The sequence below is a fragment of the Streptomyces fodineus genome, assembly GCF_001735805.1.
GTDB classification, from domain to species: Bacteria; Actinomycetota; Actinomycetes; order Streptomycetales; family Streptomycetaceae; genus Streptomyces; species Streptomyces fodineus.
Map to the genome: position 1 here is coordinate 134,459 of NZ_CP017248.1, position 18,327 is coordinate 152,785.

Sequence of the window (18,327 nt, forward strand, 5' to 3'; positions counted from 1 at the left end):
GTCGGCATGTCGGCCGCCGGGATCGACCGGAGCCGCCCGCCGCAACCGGGCCTTGGCGCTCGGGTCCGCCTGCTGCGCGGGCCGCGCCGGGTCGGTGGCCGAGGCAATGCGTTCAGGCGTCCAGAAGCGGATGGCGTCCTCGTCCGAAAAGTCGTCGTCGCCGGTCTCGGTCGCGGCGGATCCGCTCGCGCTCGCCGAGGGTGAGGCCGAGGGCTCCCCGGTGCCGGTCCCGGTCGAGGGGCTGGCAGAGGCCGAGGGCGCGGGTTCACCGGACGGTGCGGCTGACGTTCCAGCGGACGGTCCGGCGGACGGCACCGTCGCCGGGGACAAGGGGGCACCGATGTGGCGTCCCGAACCCTGGCCTGTGTCTGGGCGAGGCTTCCCCCTCCTGTCAGGAGCAGGGCAGTTCCGGCCGCGAGGACCACGAGGCGCGATATTCGTCTGTGTGAGGTATGGCAAGGAACGCTTTCTGAGTCATGGACGAACTGCCTCCGGACCGGAAGCGGCCGGAGGGAGCGAAGGAAAGATGAAGGAAGAACCGAGGAAGGCGGGGAAGGCGGGGAACATAGTTCGGCGCGCGCCCACCGGTGCGGGCTCGAGCCGCCCGGGGTTGACGGTCCGCGGCCGCCGGGTCCGCCGCTACGCGGAGGGCGCAGCCTTCCGTGAGCGGCGGCGCCGTACCGCGAACGCGCGGCCGGAGGCCAGGGCCAGCCCCGTGGCTGCGACGCCACCGGTGACTGCCCAGGACGGGTCGCCGCCGTCCGCGACGGGCTGGCCGGCGATCGTGACGTGCTGCTTCGTGGTCTGCTGCCCATGGTGGCTGACCACGGCCACGGTGTAGCGGCCGTTGGGTACGTCGCCTCGCAATTCTCCGTGGCCCGCGTAGACCGTGCCGGGGTCGTCGCATTTGCAGCCGGGGTTGTCCGGGCTGTCCGTCTTGATGGTCAACGAGCCCTTGAAGATGGGCGACGTGACGGTGAGGGAGTCCTCCCCTGGTGCGGCCCGCAGGTCGGTGAGGACCACCCGGACGTCACTGCCCGGGCGGAGGGAGGCGGGTGTGCCGCTGCCGGGGGACGCGTTCCTGGGACCGATGACGAACCGGTAGATCTGCGCAGTGTTCTCGGCTAGGACCTTGAGTTGTGCGGTGGCGACGGTACGGCCGTGGCTCGTCGCGGTGACCGGATAGGTGCCCGCGCGCAGGCCGGAGCGGACGCGGTGGTCTGTTCCTGGCGCGTCCACCTGGACCGACTGCGTCGACCCCTTCTTCAGGGGCGTCAGGGTGATTGGCTCCTGCAGAGCCGGGGAGGTGACCTCGACCTTGTCCCATTCCGGTGGCATTCCGTCCAGGCTGAACGAGATGTCTTCACCCGCCTCCAGGGCGAGGTTCTGAGCCACGTGGTACTCCAGGCGGACCGCCGGAGACGGGCTGCCGCCCGGAGCCGGGCTCGCGCCCTCGGCGGCCGACACCCCCGCCGCCCCTCCCAGCAAGGGCACTACGGCAAGACCGGCGACGCCCACGGCCCGAACTGCATTGCGCAACAACGATCCCCTTCGATACAGGACGGTTGGGCCGGAAAGGCCACATCGATCCGCCCTCCAGGAAGAGGGCAAAGATGCGCATCAGGTTGCGAAAGACGTTCACGATGCACGGCTCCCACCGAGGACAAACAGCCCCCTATGCACCGGGGTCGGTGTCCGAGGCCATGCGCTGGGGAGTCCAGAAGCTGATGGCGGCCTCGGCCGTCCAGTTGGCGTCGGGGGCCGGCAGCCGGGTGTTCGCAGTCGGCGGAGCGGCAGCAGGGCTGGCTGAGTGTGTTGGCGGGACCGGAAGGCTCGGAGCAGGGCTGGTGCTCTGTGGGAGCGCCGACGCCGTCGCCGTGGGGGTGCCGGATGCGGAGGGCGCGGTGTCGGCCTGTGCCATTGCGGCGTTGCCCGGCAGCAGCGCGGCACTCAGGCCAAGCAAAGGTTCGCTCGACGACCCACCTCGTACGTCCCAGGCCGGAGCCGTGAGCGGTGCCGCGTCCGGCGATGTGAGGCTTGACGCCACGGTCCCGCAGAAGCCGTCGGTACTTGTCGAAGTCGTAGCCGCGGTTGGCGAACAGGCGCTTGGGCTTGTGACGCGGACGTCCTCGCAGTCCCCGTATCCGGGGTATCGCGTCCAGCAGGGGAATGAGCCGGGTGCACAGGCGGACTGCGCCGCCTTCGGCCTCGGCCGATGTCTTCCCCTCCACCGGGGAGGCAGTGGCGGTGATGCCACGGCGTTCGCGGTCCTGCCCCAGGCGTGGACTCGTACAGGGCCACAGCCTCGGCCTTGAACTCGTCCGAGTAGTCCTTCATCGCCATCGGCGGTCTTTCTCGCTTCCTCCGGATCAAGCAGATCCAGCATCAGCGTGTCCACCAGGCGGGGGGAGCCCCCCACCAGCAGACGTTCGGTCACGCGACTGGGGGCGGTCGGCCCCAGGAGGGGCGGTTTGTTATTGCAGGGCTGTGACGGGACAGGGAGATTGTCGTCGAGAACGGCCGAAAGGATGGCATGCACGGGACAGGCACGACCTGCCTGTTTCCAGGTCATCTGCTCTCTTGGGGGGATCAGTTCCGATGCGTTCCACTATGCCTCGCGCGATGGCTTCGGCCGCTGCCACGTTGTCCGCCGTGTTTCTTCTCGGCGCGTGCAGTAGTACCGGTGCTGGTGCTGGTTCGGTTCATGCGGCCGGTTCGGCCGCAGCGGCTCCGGGCGGGGCTCAGCCTGCCACCACGGCGGCTGCAGGCGATGGTCAGAAAGTGACGGCTGCGTCTTCGAAGATCACCGGCTGCCGGAACCTGGTCGCGACCGCGACGGTCAAGACGGCGGTCACCCGCGCGTACACCAGCCACAACGCCCTTTTCCACCACATCGAGCCGCGTCCGGGCCAGTTCCTGTACGGGCAGTGCGGGGACACGCGGTACGCCGCGACCGCCTTCGAACTCACCCCGGGCGCGACGCCCAAGGAGCGGGTCGGCATCCAGGACGACGGCAGTGCACGCAAGTACTTCATCCTCCGGGACGGCCAGCCCTGGGTTTACAGCCACAGCGCCGCCCCGTTCAGCGGCGGCTGTGTCGGAATCCCCAAAGAGCTGTCCAGGCTGTGGGACAACTGCCCCTCGGAATGACGACTGACCAGTGCCGCGGGGCCAGGATCCGCTGGCCAGGTCGGCTGCAGGCGATCCGGCCTGCCGCGGTGGTGGGCTGCTGTTCGCGGTAGATCGCGTCCCGCTTGTGGTGATCGGCGTGACGCCTGCGCTACCACCTCGCTCCCCACCCCGGGCGTCATCGCCCGATATGGCCCCAGCCACCGCGGTGTCGGTCATTGCCCGTTCCAGGCCGAAGCCGGCGAGCTGCTCTCGCTGCACGTCGGACAGCGATGTCCGCCGACTGCCCACGTCTTCTTTGCTGCGGACGGCCGCAGCAAAGAAGACGAAGCCCCACCGAAATCCGAACTCACAGTCTTTTACCGGCGGCCAGACACGGAACGCTGTCCGAGTACCGGGCAGGGAACATGCCCGGTAACCACGAACGCGAGACTGTCGCCCGGAACGGAAGCAGTAGGGACCCGCAGTGACGCCTACGAAGCAAAGAGCCGCCAATTCTGGCTCACGCTTCCATTGCAGTCCCTGACCACGGTCTGGCGGTAGCTTCCCGCCATGTCCAGGTACTGCCCTTCGAACAAGGCGTTCTCGAAGATGATGCGGCCCCCCGGGACGCCGCTCCTTGTACCAGCGCTGACCGAACTGCACACTACTGCACCCCTGCAGCGTGACAACCCCATGGGAGCCGGCCCCGCGTCCTGTTCGTCCTGGACGGCACCGGACCCGCCGGTGTCGAGAACCGGATCAGTGCCCTACGCGCGGCCGCCAGGCCCCTGGCATCCTGCACGACGTACCCGTCCTCGCAGCACCCCCTGGCCGACCTGCTCCACCACGGCCCCTCCGCACCCATCTGGCGCCCCATCCACGAAGCAAGCTGACGCCGTCCGAATCGTGAGCAGTTGTCTGCGGCGAAGATCGTCGATCAGGGTGTGACCTCGATGTTGGTCAGCACGCGCAGGAGCGCGGTGGCATGACGCACGTGCACGCGGAGCTCGGTGTGAGCGCCTGACGGCGCCGTCCTTGTCAAGTTCTTGATGCTCTCCCCGTCGCCCTCACACCGCCTCCTGTTCTATAAAAGGTATAACAGAGCAACAGCGGGAGCGGAACATGATCCTCAGCCTCGACATGGACAGCGAGGTGCCGATCTACCAGCAGATCCGGGACCGCATCGTCGAGGCCATCGCCTCCGGCCAGCTCGTCGAAGGCAGCTCGCTGCCCTCGACGCGGCAGCTCGCCGTAGATCTGGGCATCAACTTCCACACCGTGAACAAGGCGTACGACCTACTGCGACGCGAAGGACTGCTGCGGGTCAACCGCAAGAGCGGCGCCCTGGTGCAGCGCGACACCCGCAGCGGTCCTCCCGAACCGGGCTTCACCGCCGAGTGGGAGACCCGGCTTCGGACCCTGCTCGCCGAAGCGGTCGCCCACGGGACCGGCGACCCGGCGGTACTGGACAGCTGCCGCTCCGTCCTCATCTCGTTCACGTCATCCGCGCCCGCTTCACGACACGCGAACCCCGGTGCAGCGCAAGGAGAATCAGCGTCATGAACAGTGCAGATGTGTTAGTCAACGCGTTCATACCTGCCGTGCTTACGGCAGTGGCGTGGTGGCTTCCGTCACTGACCAGGCCGACCTTGCCCTTCGGGGTACGGAGCCCTGATGCGCGGGCGGACGCCCCAGCGATCGCCGAGCAGCGGAGACAGTACCGGAGGCAGGTCGCCGCGTCCGGTGCGGTGCTGGTCACGATCGGAGTCCTGGTGAGCTCCGTGTTCCGCTTCGACATGCCGGGCGTCATTCCCCTGCTGACCGTTGCCGCCTGCCTGGCGGCCTACAGCCGGGCCCGGGTGGCGGTCATGGCGGTCAAGCGGCGTGAGGACTGGTACGGCGGGCTGCGGCAGGGCGTGGTGGCGGACACAGCGCTGCATACCGATCCGGAGCGCTTCCCCTGGATATGGGCCGTCCCCGCGTTGCTCATCTGTATCGGAACAACGGTGCTGGGCGTTCTGCGCTATCCGTCACTGCCGGACCGCATTCCTGTGCACTTCACCGGTTCCGGCAGCGCTGACCGCTTCGCCGCCAGGTCGATCGGCACCGCGTTCTTCCCGGTGTTCGCCCAGGCCGCGCTCACCGTGCTGCTCTTGGCGCTGACCTGGTTGTCCTTCCGGGCGCGTGCGGATCTCGATCCGGCGCGGCCGGCCGACTCCGCTCGCAGGCACCGCCGCTTCTCGGTTCGCACCGCGATCTCTCTTCTGCTGCTGGCGGGGTTCGCCAACCTTTCGTTGCTCGCCGGAGCGTGGGGGATGTGGCACGCGGACCAGCGGGTATCCCCGGCCCTGATCCTGCTGCCCATCCTGGCCGGGCTGGTCGTGGTGATCGGCATCGCCGTCCGCACCGGGCAGGGCGGCAGCCGACTCCGACTGCCCGTGCAGGACGGCGCGGTGACGGAGGAGAGCACCGGCATAGTGCGGCGCGACGACGACCAGTACTGGCGTCTGCTCGGCTCGGTATACGTCAACCGGGCCGATCCCGCGTTGCTTGTTCAAAAGCGGTTCGGCATCGGCTGGACCGTCAACTTCGGCAACCCGCGAGGCGTCGTACTGCTGCTCGGGCTCATTCTGACCCCCGTGCTCATCGTGCCGCTCCTCCTCCACTGAGTGTGTCCCCGGCCGACGGGTCATGGCTCAGGCCTCCAGCCAGGGGCTGCTGACTCTGCACCCTGCAAACCACCATCCCCCGTCCTCCGACCCCCTCTCGCTACTTCAGCTCATCAGGAGCACACATGCGTTTACACACCCTCTGGCGCAGCAAGATGATCGCCGCGCTCGTGGCGGCGGTCGCCGTCGTCACGGCCGGGCCGGTATCGGGTGTAGCCGGGGCGTCCGCGGCCCCCCAGGCCGCCGCCGTACCCGCCGTGGACCGTGAGGTCCACTTCACCGCGGACGGCACCACCGCATACGGCACGCTGCACATACCCGCCCACCGCGCGGGCCGCAGGCTCGCGGCGGCGCTGCTGCTTCCCGGAAGCGGCCCGACCGACCGCAACGGCGACGAGCCGCCCGACTACACTCCCCACAACCTGGCCCTCATGGCCGACGTCCTCAGCGACGACGGCGTGATGAGTCTGCGGTTCGACAAATACGGCACCGGGCGGACAGGCCTGGGCGGACGCACCAGCGCTCCCGACATGGCCGCCTACACCCGACAGGCCGTGGCCGCGTACAACACCCTGTGTGCCCAGCCTGAAGCCGACCCAGACGCGCTGCTTGTGGCCGGGCACAGTGAGGGCGGCCTGCAAGCACTGCTTGTCGACCACGCTGCACAGCCGAAGCCCGCCGGGCTCGCGCTCATCGCGCCGCAGGACATGCGGCTGCTGGACCTGATCCGCCTCCAGGTGGCGGCCGAATTGAACCGGGCTGTCGCCGCAGGGCAACTCACCGCGCAGCAGGCATGGTCGAACAACCGGGACGTGGCCAGGGCCATCGCGGACTTCCGCGCCCAGCGCCCGGTTGATACCTCGGGGCTGCTGCCGTCCCTCTCCTCCCTCCTCAAGGGCATGTTCGGACCCATCAACGCGGATTTCGTCCGCAGCGACGACTCCCTCTACCCGCCGTCCGTCGCCCGAGGCATCACGCACCACACGCGCCTACTCGTCACCTGCGGCACCGAGGACACCAATGTGCCCTGCCGGACGATGCCTTCTCTGCTGTCGGCCCTCGGCGCCGCCCGCACCACCGGCCCGGGACTACGGGTCCTCCTCGGGCTCGACCATCTCCTCCACCCCTCCGGCACGCCGGTCAACGATCCGGTGATCGCCCCAGCCGCGCAGCAGAGCCTCCACGACTTCGTCCGTCCCTGGCTGCACGCCGGACAGGGCTGAGGAACCCTCTTCCACCCGCGCTCGCCCCTCGCGGCTGTGCACCGCTTTCCGCACTGGGTCGACCGCGCCGACCACGCCGTCGTCGACGCGCGACCCACTCCGGCCGGCAGTTCCCAGCTCAACCGGATCGGGCCCATAAACGCGGCGCCCTCCACACGATCAGCCGACAACCGGTCCTCGGCGGGACTGGACACCCAGAGCGTCCGCGCAGCTGGAAAAGGAGGAAACGCTGGGCGGTGGCTTGGGCGAGCTGGGGGTGGTATCTCATGGGACGCCCTGCGAGGGCACAAGCGGACCCTGCGCTTCAACTTGACTTCACGCAGAGACGCAGCCTGCGGGCGAAGGGCGAGAACAGCGACCGGTGGATTCATCCAGGTCTTCGGCAGCCGCCCGTCGTACTGCACCTTCCGCTTTATGTGGAATCGGGCAGTCCCCTTGATGACCGGGCCGCAGGAGATCGCGCGATCCGGCTCTGCGAGACCGACAAGCCGGACACGCCCCTCGCCACCAGCCGGCCGCTCTGGGGGTTGGGGCGCGCGGTCGAGGCGGGCCATTTCAGCCCAGCTTCTCCTGGGCCGCGTTGAGGAAGGCGTTCATGGGTACGCGCAGGTGGCCCCACGCAGCTTCAGTCTCGCCGAGGTCCTCCCACAGGACGTGGCTTACCGCGCTCGCGTAGTCCCGGGCGAGCTGGTAGAGGTCGGGACCGATCAGGACCAGGATCATCCGCTCGCAGACCCAGAGGCGTTCGATGAGGTTCCGTTCGGCGGCGCGCCATTCAGGGAGTGCATCCGGAGGTCCAGTCGGGCGCCCCGTAGCGTTCCTCGGCGAGGCATATGCCTTGATGCGCGAGCTGGATGAACTCCCGTAGCACCTGCAGCCGTTCGGAAGAGCGGGCCTCGGCCAGTTGCGCGGCCTGGCGCTGGTCCTCGCTGCGGGCTGCCTGGCGTGCAGTAGTGAGCTGGGCCAGATAGGACATGCCTCCGCCGAGCACGACACCGATCAAGGACGCCCAGACCTGATTCACCCATTCCCAACTGGCTCGCCGGTGGCTGCAGTTCACGGCGAACAGAACATTCGTCCTGCTCGACGAGTGCCCCGGCAACGCATCATGTGCCGTCTTTTCCATAACCACGTACACGCGACTCGGAGTTGCCCTAATGTCACCTTGCTGCTACTGAAAGTGACACAAGGGGGCCTGATGGCTCAGGTGGTGGGCGTGCACGGCATTGGTCAGCAACTGGCCAGTGCCGAGTCGCTGCGTAAGGCATGGCTGCCGGCCCTGCGGGAGGGGCTGGGGTCGTCAGGTGAATGCTTGCCGCTCACCGAGGGACACGGCGATCTCGAGGTGGCGTTCTACGGTGACGTGTTCCATCGGGCAGGGCAGACCTTGGCGGTCGGGGATCCGATGTCGGCGGCCGGTGAAGTGCGTCCAGGCTTGGAGGAGGAGTTGCTGCGCGCCTGGTGGGAAGAGTCCGCGCGGGTGGATGAGGGGGTGGTGTCGCCGGACGCCGACACCTTGGTGCGGGTTCCGGCGTCGGTGCAGGCCGGGCTGCGGGCCCTGTCACTGTCCCGGTTCTTCTCCGGGTTGACGATGCGTTCCCTGGTCAGCGACCTCAAACAGGTCAGTCGCTACTTCACCGACCCTGTTGTGCGGGCGGAAGCCGTGAAGCGCGTTCGCAGGGCCGTTGGCCCGGACACACGAGTGGTGGTGGCGCACTCGCTCGGCTCCGTGGTGGCCTACGAGGCGTTGTGTGCCTCCCCCGGGCACGAAGTGCGGATGCTGGTTACTCTGGGCTCCCCGCTGGGCATCCGGAATCTCATCTTCGACCGGCTGCTGCCCGAGCCGGGAGCGTGGCCCGGTGGTACGGAGCTGAACTGGACGAACATCTCTGACGCGGGAGACGTCGTGGCGCTGGTGAAGGATCTGCGTCCGGCGTTCGGCCCGCGCTTGGTGTGCCTGGAAGTGCACAACGGCTCGCACGCCCACGATGCCGTCCGCTATCTGGCGAGTGAGAAGACCGGGGCCGCCATCGCCCGGGGGCTTGATGTCCGCTGACCTCTGCGCCTCCGCCGCACCGGAAGACGGAGCGGGACGTCGCTTGCTGATCGCCAGCGCCATCACCCGCTACCCCAAGGCGCCCCAATTGGACGCACCCGGCCTTGTCGAGGCCCGCGACCAGGTCATCCGATTGTTCACCCGCGAATTCGGCTACGAGCACGTCAGCGACCTCGGTCTGGACCCGGACAAGGCGCAGCTGACGCAGCGTTTACGCGCCTTCGCCCGCGCTCCGGAGCGCCGTCCTGACGACCTGGTTGCCATCTATCTCGCCGGCCATGGCGACGTGCTGGAAGAGGATCGTGACCACGTCCTGCTGACGTCCGACGCAGACCTCGAGGACCTCTACGACGCTCTGCGCACCGTCGACCTGGTGCGCAGCGTTCTGCTGGGCACCCGAGTCCAGCGTCTGCTCCTGTTGCTGGACACCTGCTATGCGGGACAAGGCGGGAACGAACTGGCCAGTGCGGCCTTGTCGCACGTCACCAGGAAGTGGCAGCGGAGCACGGACTGCGCCTTTGTGATCATGAGCTCTGCACAGCCCTCGGAGGAGGCCCACGTGGGGGCGTTCTCCCATCTGCTGGCCGAAGCCGTGGGCGAACTCGCCACCGCCGGGCACGCTCCGCCCGCGCTCGCGCTGGACGCAGTGGTCGCCGCCATGAACGCCCATCCCGACCGCCCCGGCGACCAGAAAATCACCCTCGCCCAGGTCGGTCTGACCGGCAGGGTGCCCGCGTTCCTGCCCAACCCCCGTCACAACCCACAGCTCGCCGGCATCGACCTGGCGATTCAACAAGCGGTCCAGTGGCGGGCCCAGGCCGATCGGCGGGAGACGGAGTTCACCAGCCGTCTACTGCCGAAGGCCATGGGCGGTCACGATGCCAGTGACGGGTCGGGCTCATGGTTTTTCTCCGGCCGCCGCCGGGCCTTGACGGACCTCACCGGCTGGCTCCTTCCCGGCGCGACAGCCGCTCACACCGACCCGACAGCCCTGGCCGTCACCGGTGGCCCCGGATCCGGCAAGAGCGCCATGCTCGGCTTGGTCACCGCCCTCACCCACCCACGGCACCGCCCCTCCGTCCCGCTGCACACCCTCGATCTGCCCCCGGCCGCCGTCCCTCCGGTCGGCGCGGTGGACGTCGCCATCTACGCCCACCAGCTCACGGACGAACAGGTCCTGAGCGGCATGGCGGCCGCCGCCCGCCAGCAGGTCGCCACCGCGGGCGAGTTCCTGGCGGTGCTGGACGGCCGAGAGCGGCCGCTCACCGTGATCATCGACGCGGTCGACGAAGCCGTCACCCCGGACTCGCTCGTCCTTAACCTGCTGCGCCCTCTCATCGAGCACGCGAGCGGTCGGCTGCGCCTGCTGCTTGGTGTGCGTCCCCACCTCCTGGATGGTCTGGGCATCGGCCAGCAGGCCGTCATCGACCTGGACGCGGAAGCGTACGCGGACCTGCCCGCCCTCACCCACTACGCCGTGCGGGGCCTGCTGCAGGCCGCCCCGCACAGCCCGTTCCGCACCATCGAGCCGGACCGCACGCGTGCCGTCGCGGAAGCCGTGGCCCAGGCCGCGACGCCCTCATTCCTAGTCGCCCGTATCATCGCCAGCACCCTCGCCGGCGCCGGCACGGTCCCCGACCCGACGGACACCGCCTGGCGTTCGAGCCTGCCCCGGTTGCCCGGCGAGGCCATGCGGCAGGACTTGCGCGCCCGTCTCGGTGAGGACGCCGATCGGGCCTGTGACCTGCTGCGTCCGTTGGCCTGGGCGGAAGGGCAGGGGCTGCCGTGGGAGGACGTCTGGGCTCCGCTCGCCGGCGCCCTCGCCGGCCGGCCGTACACCAACGACGACCTGCACTGGCTGACCCGGGCTGTCGGCTCGTACATCGTGGAGGTCGACGACGCCGGCCGTTCGGCGTACCGCCTGTACCACCAGGCCCTGGCCCAACACCTCCGTGAGGTCGGTCCCGCCCCCACGGACAACGGCCCGGCCGCGGCGCACGACGCATTCGTCACCGTACTGCTCGACCGGATTCCGTACGCCGCCGACGGCACGCGCGACTGGTCCCGCGCCCATCCCTATGCTCGTCGTCATCTGGCCACCCACGCCGTCCGGGCGGGCCGTCTGGAAGAGCTGATCGAGAACGCGGACTACCTCGTAAACGCCGATCCCGACACCCTGCTGAGCGCTCTGCACCATGTCAGCACAGAGCGCGGCCGTCAGATCCGGGCCGTATACCGGGCCTCAGTAGGCCGTCATCGCGACCTGGCACCGGCGGACCGCCGCTGTCTGCTCGCCGTCGACGCCGCCCGTCATCAGACCGGCGACCTGCGGGCGTCTTTGACGTCCGCCCTTCCCTGGGCTCCCCGTTGGGCCACCGCAAGCCAGGCGAGTCTCGCTCTGGAAGTCACACTCGCCGGCCACTTCGGTGGGGTGCGGGCACTGACATGCCTGGAGCTCGAGGTCCGCCCCGTCGCCATCACCGGCGGAGACGACCCGTACGTCCGCGTGTGGGACCTGCAGACCGGTACGCAAACACGCACGCTCACCGGCCATATCGGCGGCGTCCGTGTGCTGGCCTACCTCGTACTCCCGGACCGGTTTCTCGTCGTCGCCGGGGACGGCAGCAAACACGTGCGGGTCTGGGATCTGGCCGACGGCTCCTTACTGCGCACCTTCCCGGTCGAGGCGCTGTCCATGGCGTGCCTGGTGCTGGACGGCCGCCCGGTGGCCGTCACCGGCCACAGCGACGGCGACGTACGGGTCTGGGACCTGCAAGACGGCACGGATGTGCGCGTGCTGCGTGGCCACACGCGCGGGGTACGGGCGTTGGCCTGCACGGTCGTCGACGAGCGCCCCCTGGTCGTCACCGGTGACGGCGCCGCCCTCGTACGGCTGTGGGATCTACGCACCGGCAAGCTGCTGCGGACGTTCGAAGGGCACAGGGGCGGCCGGGTATCGGCGGTGGCCTGCGCGGTGTGGGACGGCCGTCCGATCGCGATCACCGGCGACCGCAGCAGGCAGAACAAGTTCCATCACCCGGGCGCCCGGCCCGCACGCCACCCGCGGCTCATACGGGTGTGGGACCTACGCACCGGCGCGTCCCTGAGCACCGTCGACAGCCCGGGCGCGGTGACGGCGGTGGCCTTCGGTCTGCTTGAGGACACGCCGGTGATCGTCTGCGGTGACGACACCGGCGAGGTGCGGGTGCGGGAGCTTCCAAGCGGCCGGACACTGCGTCAGTTGGCCCGGCACACCAGGGGCGTCTCAGCACTGGCCTGCCTGTCGCGCGAGGGCCGTCTCCTCACCGTCACAGGCGGACGTGACCGCGAAGTCCGGGTGTGGGACACGGGCGCCGAGGACGCGAGCCCCCGGCCCCGTCACAGCGGCGACGTACGATCGGTGGCGTGCACCACCCTCGATGGCCGCTCCGTTGCGGTCTCGGCCAGCGCGGACGGGAAGGCACGTGTGTGGCGCCTGGACACTGGCAGTTGCCTGGCTGCCCTCCCCGTCCTCCCGGCCAGGGCCAAAGCGGCGGCCTGCACGCAGGACCGTCTCGGCGTGCCCCAAGCCGTCGTCGGCGACGGCGAGGGCCGCGTGTGGCTGTGGCATCTGGGTACCTTCAAGGCCCGTCTCCTCGGCAAGCACAAGCGCGAGGTACGGGCGGCAGCGTGCACGGTGCTGGGCGGACGCCGGATCGCGGTCACCGGGGCCGAAGAGTCCCTGGTCCGCGTGTGGGACCTGCCATCGCGCTCCGAACTGTGTGCTCTCGCCGGCCACGACGGCGGGGTACGCGCGGTGGCGTGCACGGTCGTGGATGGCCGGCCGGTCGCCGTCGTCGGCTGCGACAACGGCGAGATCCACCTCTGGGACCTGGAGAACGCCAAGCCGACCGGCGTGTTCTTCGACCGTGCGGGCGTGGTCCGGTCGGTAGCGTGCGCGGTGTGGAACGGCCGGCCCGTCGTCGTAACCGGCGGGGACAGCGGGGAAGTCCACGTGAGGGAACTGACCCACGACGGCCTCTTGCTACGGACGTTCCACGCTGGAAGCCGGATCTGGACAGTGGCCTGCATCGTGCAGGACGGCCGGCCGGTCGTGGTGACCGGTGGCTGGGCCGGCACGGTCCAGATGTGGAACCTGGACGATCCGGATTCGGGCGGCCCGCTGCACGTGATGCCACTACCCAAGGCCGTTCCCTCGGTGGCTGCCGCCCCGACAGGTGAACTGGTGATCGCGTCGGGATCAGAGGTGATCACCCTCGCCCCGGCCAGAAGAACTCCGCCGTCAGCCTCCAAGTGGTGACGGAGACTCAGAGCACCAACTGTGCCTGGTCGAACTGGCACCGGTCCTCGAGCACCCTGGTAGGCGGCGACCGTCTCGGTGCGGGGGAATCGGGCGTGGATCGCGGTACACACGTGGCCCGAGGGGAGTGGCAGCGGTGGCGGGCAGCCTGCGTAGTGCGCCGTCGATGTCCGGGGCGCACTGCGCAAGCACGAAACCCGGTCGCCGGCTGCAGGCAGGTGCGGGGCGGCAGCTTCCGCGCCGACGGGGGCATCACCGACCTGATCCGGCACGCCGCGGCCTACGGAGCACCGACCCCGGCGCGGTCTGCCCGGACGACGGCCCGGAGTTCACCGCCTTCAAGGAGCAGGTCCGCGCGGCCCTGCAGAAGGAACGCCCCGCAAGAAGCCCGACCTGGCCCGGCGGACACGGCGATCGCCTGCGACGGCTGTGCCCCTCCGCTCTGACACTTTCCCGAAGCCTCTGATCTTTCTCGACGGGCATACTGCTGATGATGACGACGACCACCCAGCGCCTCCTCGACCTCGCCGCGGCCGCACCGGCCAGCCGGCCGGCCACAACGAGGACCTGGTGGCTGATGGGGCTCGGCCAGGTCGCTCAGGGCCCGAAGTCGTGGCTGGGCTCCGCAGTCTTGTCTGCGGTTTCAAGCCGCGGGCGGGATGACCTGGTCCTGACGGCCCGCCGCCCGCCGGCTGTGGTGAAGTCGGGCGAGGTCTCAGCCGACGGTGACGGCCATTTTGCCCAGCGCGCTGCCCGCTTCCATGACCCGGTGGCGACGGATCGCCGAGCGGTTGGGTGAGGCGATCTGCCCGGCGGTATGGGTGGTCGACGACGTGTCGTTTCCCAAATGCGGCACCACCTCGGTCGGGGTGTCCTGCCAGTCCTGCGGGGCGTTGGGCAAACGGGCGAACTGCCAGATCGCGGTCAGCGTGCACGCCGCCACCGACACGGCTTCGTGCCCGCTGGAGTGGGGTCCGTTCCTGCCCGAGGAATGGAGCAGTGATCACCACAGGCGCTGGCGGCCCGGGGTCCCTGACGAGGTCGGGCATGCCTCCAAGGCGCGTCTGGCTCTGGGTCTGCTGGACCGGCTGGCCGGACGAGGTGACGGTGCCGGTGATCGTGGCGGATGCAGGCTACGGCCGCAGCGTCTCCTTCCGGCTTGCTCTGGAGGAACGCGGCTGGTCATACATCATGGCCGTCGATCCCAAAGAGATCCCACAGCCCGGCAACGGAACCGACACTGGCCCTCACCGCGGCCGGGGAAACGATCAAGGCTGTGCACTGCGCTCGCAGGTCACCGCAGCCGATGCCAGACTGACGACGTGGCCGTCTTGTGGCGCGGACGGGTGAGGAGACCGCGTACGCCATGCGCACCGAGGGAGGCACCGGTGCTCACGGGGCGACTGGTCCCGTCGTGCACGCGCGCCGTGCAGCACGCCATGCTGCACACTTGAGCCGGTTGGTCCACGGCCGCCCCGACCTGCGGACCTGGGTGGCTGCGGGCGTTCACAGGCTCCGGCCGGCCCGGTGGCAAGGCCCAGGGAGGTCTCTCACATGAAGACCTGCATACGGGATGTTGTGGTCGCCGTGGTCGCCGTGTCGATGGGCGTGGCGCTTGCGGCCTGTGGACAGGGGGGCGGGACCGGTGGCTACGCCGGAAGCGGTCCCAGGATCGGTCTGCTGCTGCCGGACGCCATCACATCCCGCTGGGAATCCAAGGACAGGCCTCTGCTGGAGGAGAGGATCAAGGAGCGGTGCGGCGACTGCACGATCGAGCACGCCAATGCCAATGGCGACGTGGCCGCCCAGCAGCGACAAGTGGACTCCATGATCACCAAAGGGATCGATGCACTCGTACTCGTGGCCGTCGACGCCAGTGCGCTCAATGCCGCGGTCAGGAAGGCACACGACGCGGGCGTCCCCGTCGTGTCCTACGACCGGCTCGCCGAGGGCCCGATCTCGGGCTATGTGTCCTTCAATGGTCAGGAGGTCGGCAGGCTCCAGGCGAGGGCGCTGCTGAAGGCCATGGCCCACCGGGCGGATGGTGATCAGATCGTCATGATCAATGGCGATCCCACCGACCCCAACACCCTCCTGTTCAAGGATGGCGCGCTCTCGGTGCTCAGAGGTCACGTCAAGTTCGGCAAGGTGTACGACACGCCCATGTGGCGGTCGGACATCGCCAACATGAACATGTCGGGCGCCATCGCAGACCTCGGCGCCGGCAACATCGACGGTGTCTACTCCGCCAACGACGCCCTCGCCTCCGGTGTCATCTCCGCCCTCAGAGCGAACAAGATCTCCCCGCTGCCCCCCGTCACCGGCCAGGACGCCGACCTCGGAGCCGTGCGCCGCATCGTTGGCGGCGAACAGTACATGACCGTCTGGAAGCCCAACGACGCCGAGGCGTCCGCGGGCGCCGCCATGGCCGTGGCCGCGGCCCGCGGCGAGAACCTCCACCGCATCGCCACGGGCACGGTGCGCACCCGCAGCGGGGACGTGGTTCCGGCCGTCCTGCTCACCCCCGTGTCAGTGACGGTGGGCACCATCAAGGACACCCTCCTGAAGGGCGGTGTGTACACGGTCCAGCAGATCTGCACGCCCCTGCTCAGAACGGCCTGCGACAAGGCCGGGCTGACCGGATAGGCCGGTCCGCCACAGCCGGGCGTGGAAAGGAGATGGTTTGCGTGCCGGCTCCACCACTGCTGGCGCTGCGCGGCGTCTGCAAACGCTTCGGTGTCGTTCAGGTCCTCACCGACATCGAACTGGAGATCCGCGCGGGTGAGGTCGTGGCGCTTCTCGGGGACAACGGGGCCGGCAAGTCCACCCTCGTCAAGGTGATCTCGGGCGTGGCCCCCGCGGACACGGGCGTCATCGAATGGGAGGGCCGAACGGTCCACATCAGGCGTCCCCAGGACGCCCGGGATCTCGGCATTGCCACCGTCTACCAGGACCTCGCCCTATGCGGCAACCTCGACATCGTCGGCAACCTGTTCCTCGGGCACGAGATCCGCAGACTCGGCTTCCTCGACGAAGTGGAGATGGAACGCCGCACCCGTGACCTCCTGAAGCGCCTGACGAGGGGCCTGCCCGATCTGCGCTCCCCCATCGTGTCCCTGTCCAGCGGCCAGCGGCAGACGGTCGCCGTCGCCCGCTCACTCCTCGGCGACCCCCGGATACTCCTCCTGGACGAACCGACGGCATCCCTGGGCATTGAACAGACCTCCGAAGTCCTGGACCTAGTCGACCACCTGCGTGACCGCGGACTGGGAGTCCTGCTCATCAGCCACAACATGGCTGATGTCAAAGCCCTCGCAGACCGGGCCGCGGTGCTGCGGCTGGGCTGCAACAACGGCTTCTTCAACGTCAACACCGCGTCCCAAGAAGAGATCATTTCCTCCATCACCGGGGCCGCGGAGAACGTTCCCCATCGGGTGGCCCACCGGGAGGTGGACTGGTGACACAGGACCGCAAGTGGGCGGGCGACCGTGGAGCCGACCCCGCCGCCGAGCCCCAGCCCCGCCGGCCGGAGCCCGCGCGGAAAATCGTCCGTGTGGTGGAGGGCTGGGCCACCGCGTCCCGGCACAAGATCATCGCAGGTGAACTGGGCTCGCTCCCGGTCGCCTTCGTCCTCGTCGCGGTATGGGTTCTCTTCCAGAGCCTCAACCAGAACTTCCTCTCACCCCGGAACCTGTCCAACCTCAGCGTGGACATCGTCGGTACGGGCCTGATCGCGGTCGGTATCGTCTTCGTGCTGCTGATCGGCGAGCTGGACCTATCGGTCGGTTCGATCAGCGGCCTCGCGGGAGCCGTCTTCGCCGTCCTGAGCGTCAACAACGGCGTCCCGGAATGGCTCGCCGTCATCCTCGCGGTGCTCTCAGGCACAGCGGCCGGCACCATCCAGGGCTTCTCCTTCGCCAGGACCCGCGTGCCCGCGTTCGTCGTCACGCTCGCGGGGCTGCTGACCTGGAACGGCCTCATGCTCTACGTCCTCGGCACCAGCGGCACCATCGACCTCGACGAAAACGGCCTGGTCGCCAAGCTGACCAGCTACTACTTCAGCAACGACGGCGTCGCCTACGGTCTGGCGGCGCTCGGAGCAGGCCTGCACTTCGTCATCTCCTACCGCGACAGGTGCCGCCGCCGGGCCCTCGGCCTGCCGCACCGTTCGCTCCGCGGGCTCGGAGTGCGCACGGGAGCGCTCACGGTGATCGCGTTCGCCGCCGCGTACGTGCTCAACCAGTTCCACGGCCTGCCACTGGCCCTCCTGATCTTCCTCGTCGTGGTGGCCGGACTGGACGTGCTCCTGCGCGGCACGCACTACGGACGACATGTCTACGCACTCGGCGGCGGTGTCGAGGCGGCCCGCCGCGCCAGTATCGGCGTGGTACGGGTACAGACCGCCGTGCTCGCGGTCTCGGGCACGATGGCCGCGATCGGCGGCCTGTTCCTCGCCTCACGGATCACCTCGGTCAGCCAGTCCTCCGGCTCGGGCATCTTGCTGCTGAACGCCATCGCGGCGGCGGTCATCGGCGGCACCAGCCTGTTCGGGGGACGCGGCACGACCTGGTCCGCGGTGCTCGGCGCGCTGATCATCCAGTCGATCGCCTCGGGCATGGCGATCACGGACATCCCGGTCGCCGTCCAGTTCGTGATCACCGGCGGAGTGCTGTTCGCCGCCGCGGTCATCGACGCACTGTCGCGCCGGTCCCAGGAGGTGCACGGCCGGGCCTGAGCAGTCCGCTCACCCGGTCCGCGCTGGCCGGCAGGGGCGGCGGCAGGTCGCAAACTGCGTCTTTGGTAGTGGCAGCGCGGGCCATGACTTGGCGGTGTCTTCTCCAGGCCGACAGGGTCCTGGTGGGCTCGTGGGTGGGGCAGAAGACTGTCCGGGAGCCGCCGGATCTCTGCCACGGTGAGCGGGATGACGGCTGATCCGTTTTTGCAGCCCCCTTGAGTCACTGCTGGCCT

The 18,327-nt window shown here is 69.1% G+C and carries 12 protein-coding genes and 2 pseudogenes; 10 read left to right on the top strand and 4 right to left on the bottom strand.

All coding sequences use genetic code 11. The features are described 5' to 3' along the window. Positions 1–639: 639 nt before the first annotated feature. A complete protein-coding gene (locus tag BFF78_RS00665; protein ID WP_227025651.1) occupies positions 640–1,539 on the bottom strand; it encodes a hypothetical protein in 900 nt (299 codons plus the stop codon). 416 nt (positions 1,540–1,955) lie between these two features. Further along, positions 1,956–2,180: pseudogene (locus BFF78_RS46670) on the bottom strand (IS5/IS1182 family transposase); the annotation flags it as partial. Positions 2,181–2,781: 601 nt separating this feature from the next. On the opposite strand from BFF78_RS46670, the gene BFF78_RS00670 reads away from it, so the two are divergent. The 4 genes from BFF78_RS00670 (at position 2,782) to BFF78_RS00685 (ending at position 7,003) form a co-directional block, all read left to right on the top strand. Continuing rightward, entirely contained in the window at positions 2,782–3,150 is a 369-nt protein-coding gene (locus BFF78_RS00670; RefSeq protein ID WP_069776457.1) for a hypothetical protein, read from the top strand. 1,083 nt (positions 3,151–4,233) lie between these two features. Then, positions 4,234–4,674 carry a GntR family transcriptional regulator gene (locus tag BFF78_RS00675; RefSeq protein ID WP_069776458.1) on the top strand — a complete coding sequence of 147 codons (441 nt, stop codon included), beginning with the start codon at positions 4,234–4,236 and terminating at the stop codon, positions 4,672–4,674. A gap of 209 nt (positions 4,675–4,883) precedes the next feature. Continuing rightward, positions 4,884–5,780 (top strand): DUF1648 domain-containing protein, encoded by an 897-nt coding sequence (locus tag BFF78_RS00680; protein ID WP_159032904.1) that lies wholly within the window; start codon positions 4,884–4,886, stop codon positions 5,778–5,780. A gap of 125 nt (positions 5,781–5,905) precedes the next feature. Further along, complete coding sequence (locus BFF78_RS00685; protein WP_227025652.1) at positions 5,906–7,003, top strand: alpha/beta hydrolase family protein; 1,098 nt, start codon at positions 5,906–5,908, stop codon at positions 7,001–7,003. A 555-nt stretch (positions 7,004–7,558) separates the two neighbouring features. Here the strand turns inward: BFF78_RS00685 and BFF78_RS45895 are convergent. Next, on the bottom strand, positions 7,559–7,726 hold the full coding sequence (locus tag BFF78_RS45895; RefSeq protein ID WP_159032905.1) for a hypothetical protein: 168 nt from the start codon (positions 7,724–7,726) through the stop codon (positions 7,559–7,561). 52 nt (positions 7,727–7,778) lie between these two features. After that, the gene (locus tag BFF78_RS00690) at positions 7,779–8,027 is read right to left on the bottom strand and encodes a hypothetical protein (RefSeq protein WP_069776460.1); all 249 of its coding nucleotides are present in this window, start codon (positions 8,025–8,027) and stop codon (positions 7,779–7,781) included. Between the two features lie 174 nt (positions 8,028–8,201). Between BFF78_RS00690 and BFF78_RS00695 the strand changes: the two genes are divergently transcribed. The 6 genes and pseudogenes from BFF78_RS00695 (at position 8,202) to BFF78_RS00720 (ending at position 18,094) form a co-directional block, all read left to right on the top strand. Beyond that, entirely contained in the window at positions 8,202–9,059 is an 858-nt protein-coding gene (locus BFF78_RS00695) for an alpha/beta hydrolase (protein ID WP_165289351.1), read from the top strand. Positions 9,060–9,102: 43 nt separating this feature from the next. After that, a complete protein-coding gene (locus BFF78_RS00700) occupies positions 9,103–13,359 on the top strand; it encodes a caspase family protein (protein ID WP_079161066.1) in 4,257 nt (1,418 codons plus the stop codon). Positions 13,360–14,132: 773 nt separating this feature from the next. Next, a pseudogene (locus tag BFF78_RS50435) lies at positions 14,133–14,616 on the top strand (IS701 family transposase); the annotation flags it as partial. Positions 14,617–14,913: 297 nt separating this feature from the next. Beyond that, complete coding sequence (locus BFF78_RS00710; RefSeq protein ID WP_069776462.1) at positions 14,914–16,005, top strand: substrate-binding domain-containing protein; 1,092 nt, start codon at positions 14,914–14,916, stop codon at positions 16,003–16,005. A 41-nt stretch (positions 16,006–16,046) separates the two neighbouring features. Continuing rightward, on the top strand, positions 16,047–16,820 hold the full coding sequence (locus tag BFF78_RS00715; protein WP_079161068.1) for an ATP-binding cassette domain-containing protein: 774 nt from the start codon (positions 16,047–16,049) through the stop codon (positions 16,818–16,820). Next, entirely contained in the window at positions 16,817–18,094 is a 1,278-nt protein-coding gene (locus tag BFF78_RS00720) for a sugar ABC transporter permease (RefSeq protein WP_099054799.1), read from the top strand. The genes BFF78_RS00715 and BFF78_RS00720 overlap by 4 nt, the downstream gene beginning before the upstream one ends. The last annotated feature ends 233 nt before the right edge of the window (positions 18,095–18,327 follow it).

Coding starts and splice junctions, on each gene's coding strand:
- BFF78_RS00695 (WP_165289351.1), top strand. CDS start 8,202: ATGGCTCAGGTGGTGGGCGTGCACGGCATTGGTCAGCAACTGGCCAGT.
- BFF78_RS00675 (WP_069776458.1), top strand. CDS start 4,234: ATGATCCTCAGCCTCGACATGGACAGCGAGGTGCCGATCTACCAGCAG.
- BFF78_RS45895 (WP_159032905.1), bottom strand. CDS start 7,726: ATGATCCTGGTCCTGATCGGTCCCGACCTCTACCAGCTCGCCCGGGAC.
- BFF78_RS00685 (WP_227025652.1), top strand. CDS start 5,906: ATGCGTTTACACACCCTCTGGCGCAGCAAGATGATCGCCGCGCTCGTG.
- BFF78_RS00710 (WP_069776462.1), top strand. CDS start 14,914: ATGAAGACCTGCATACGGGATGTTGTGGTCGCCGTGGTCGCCGTGTCG.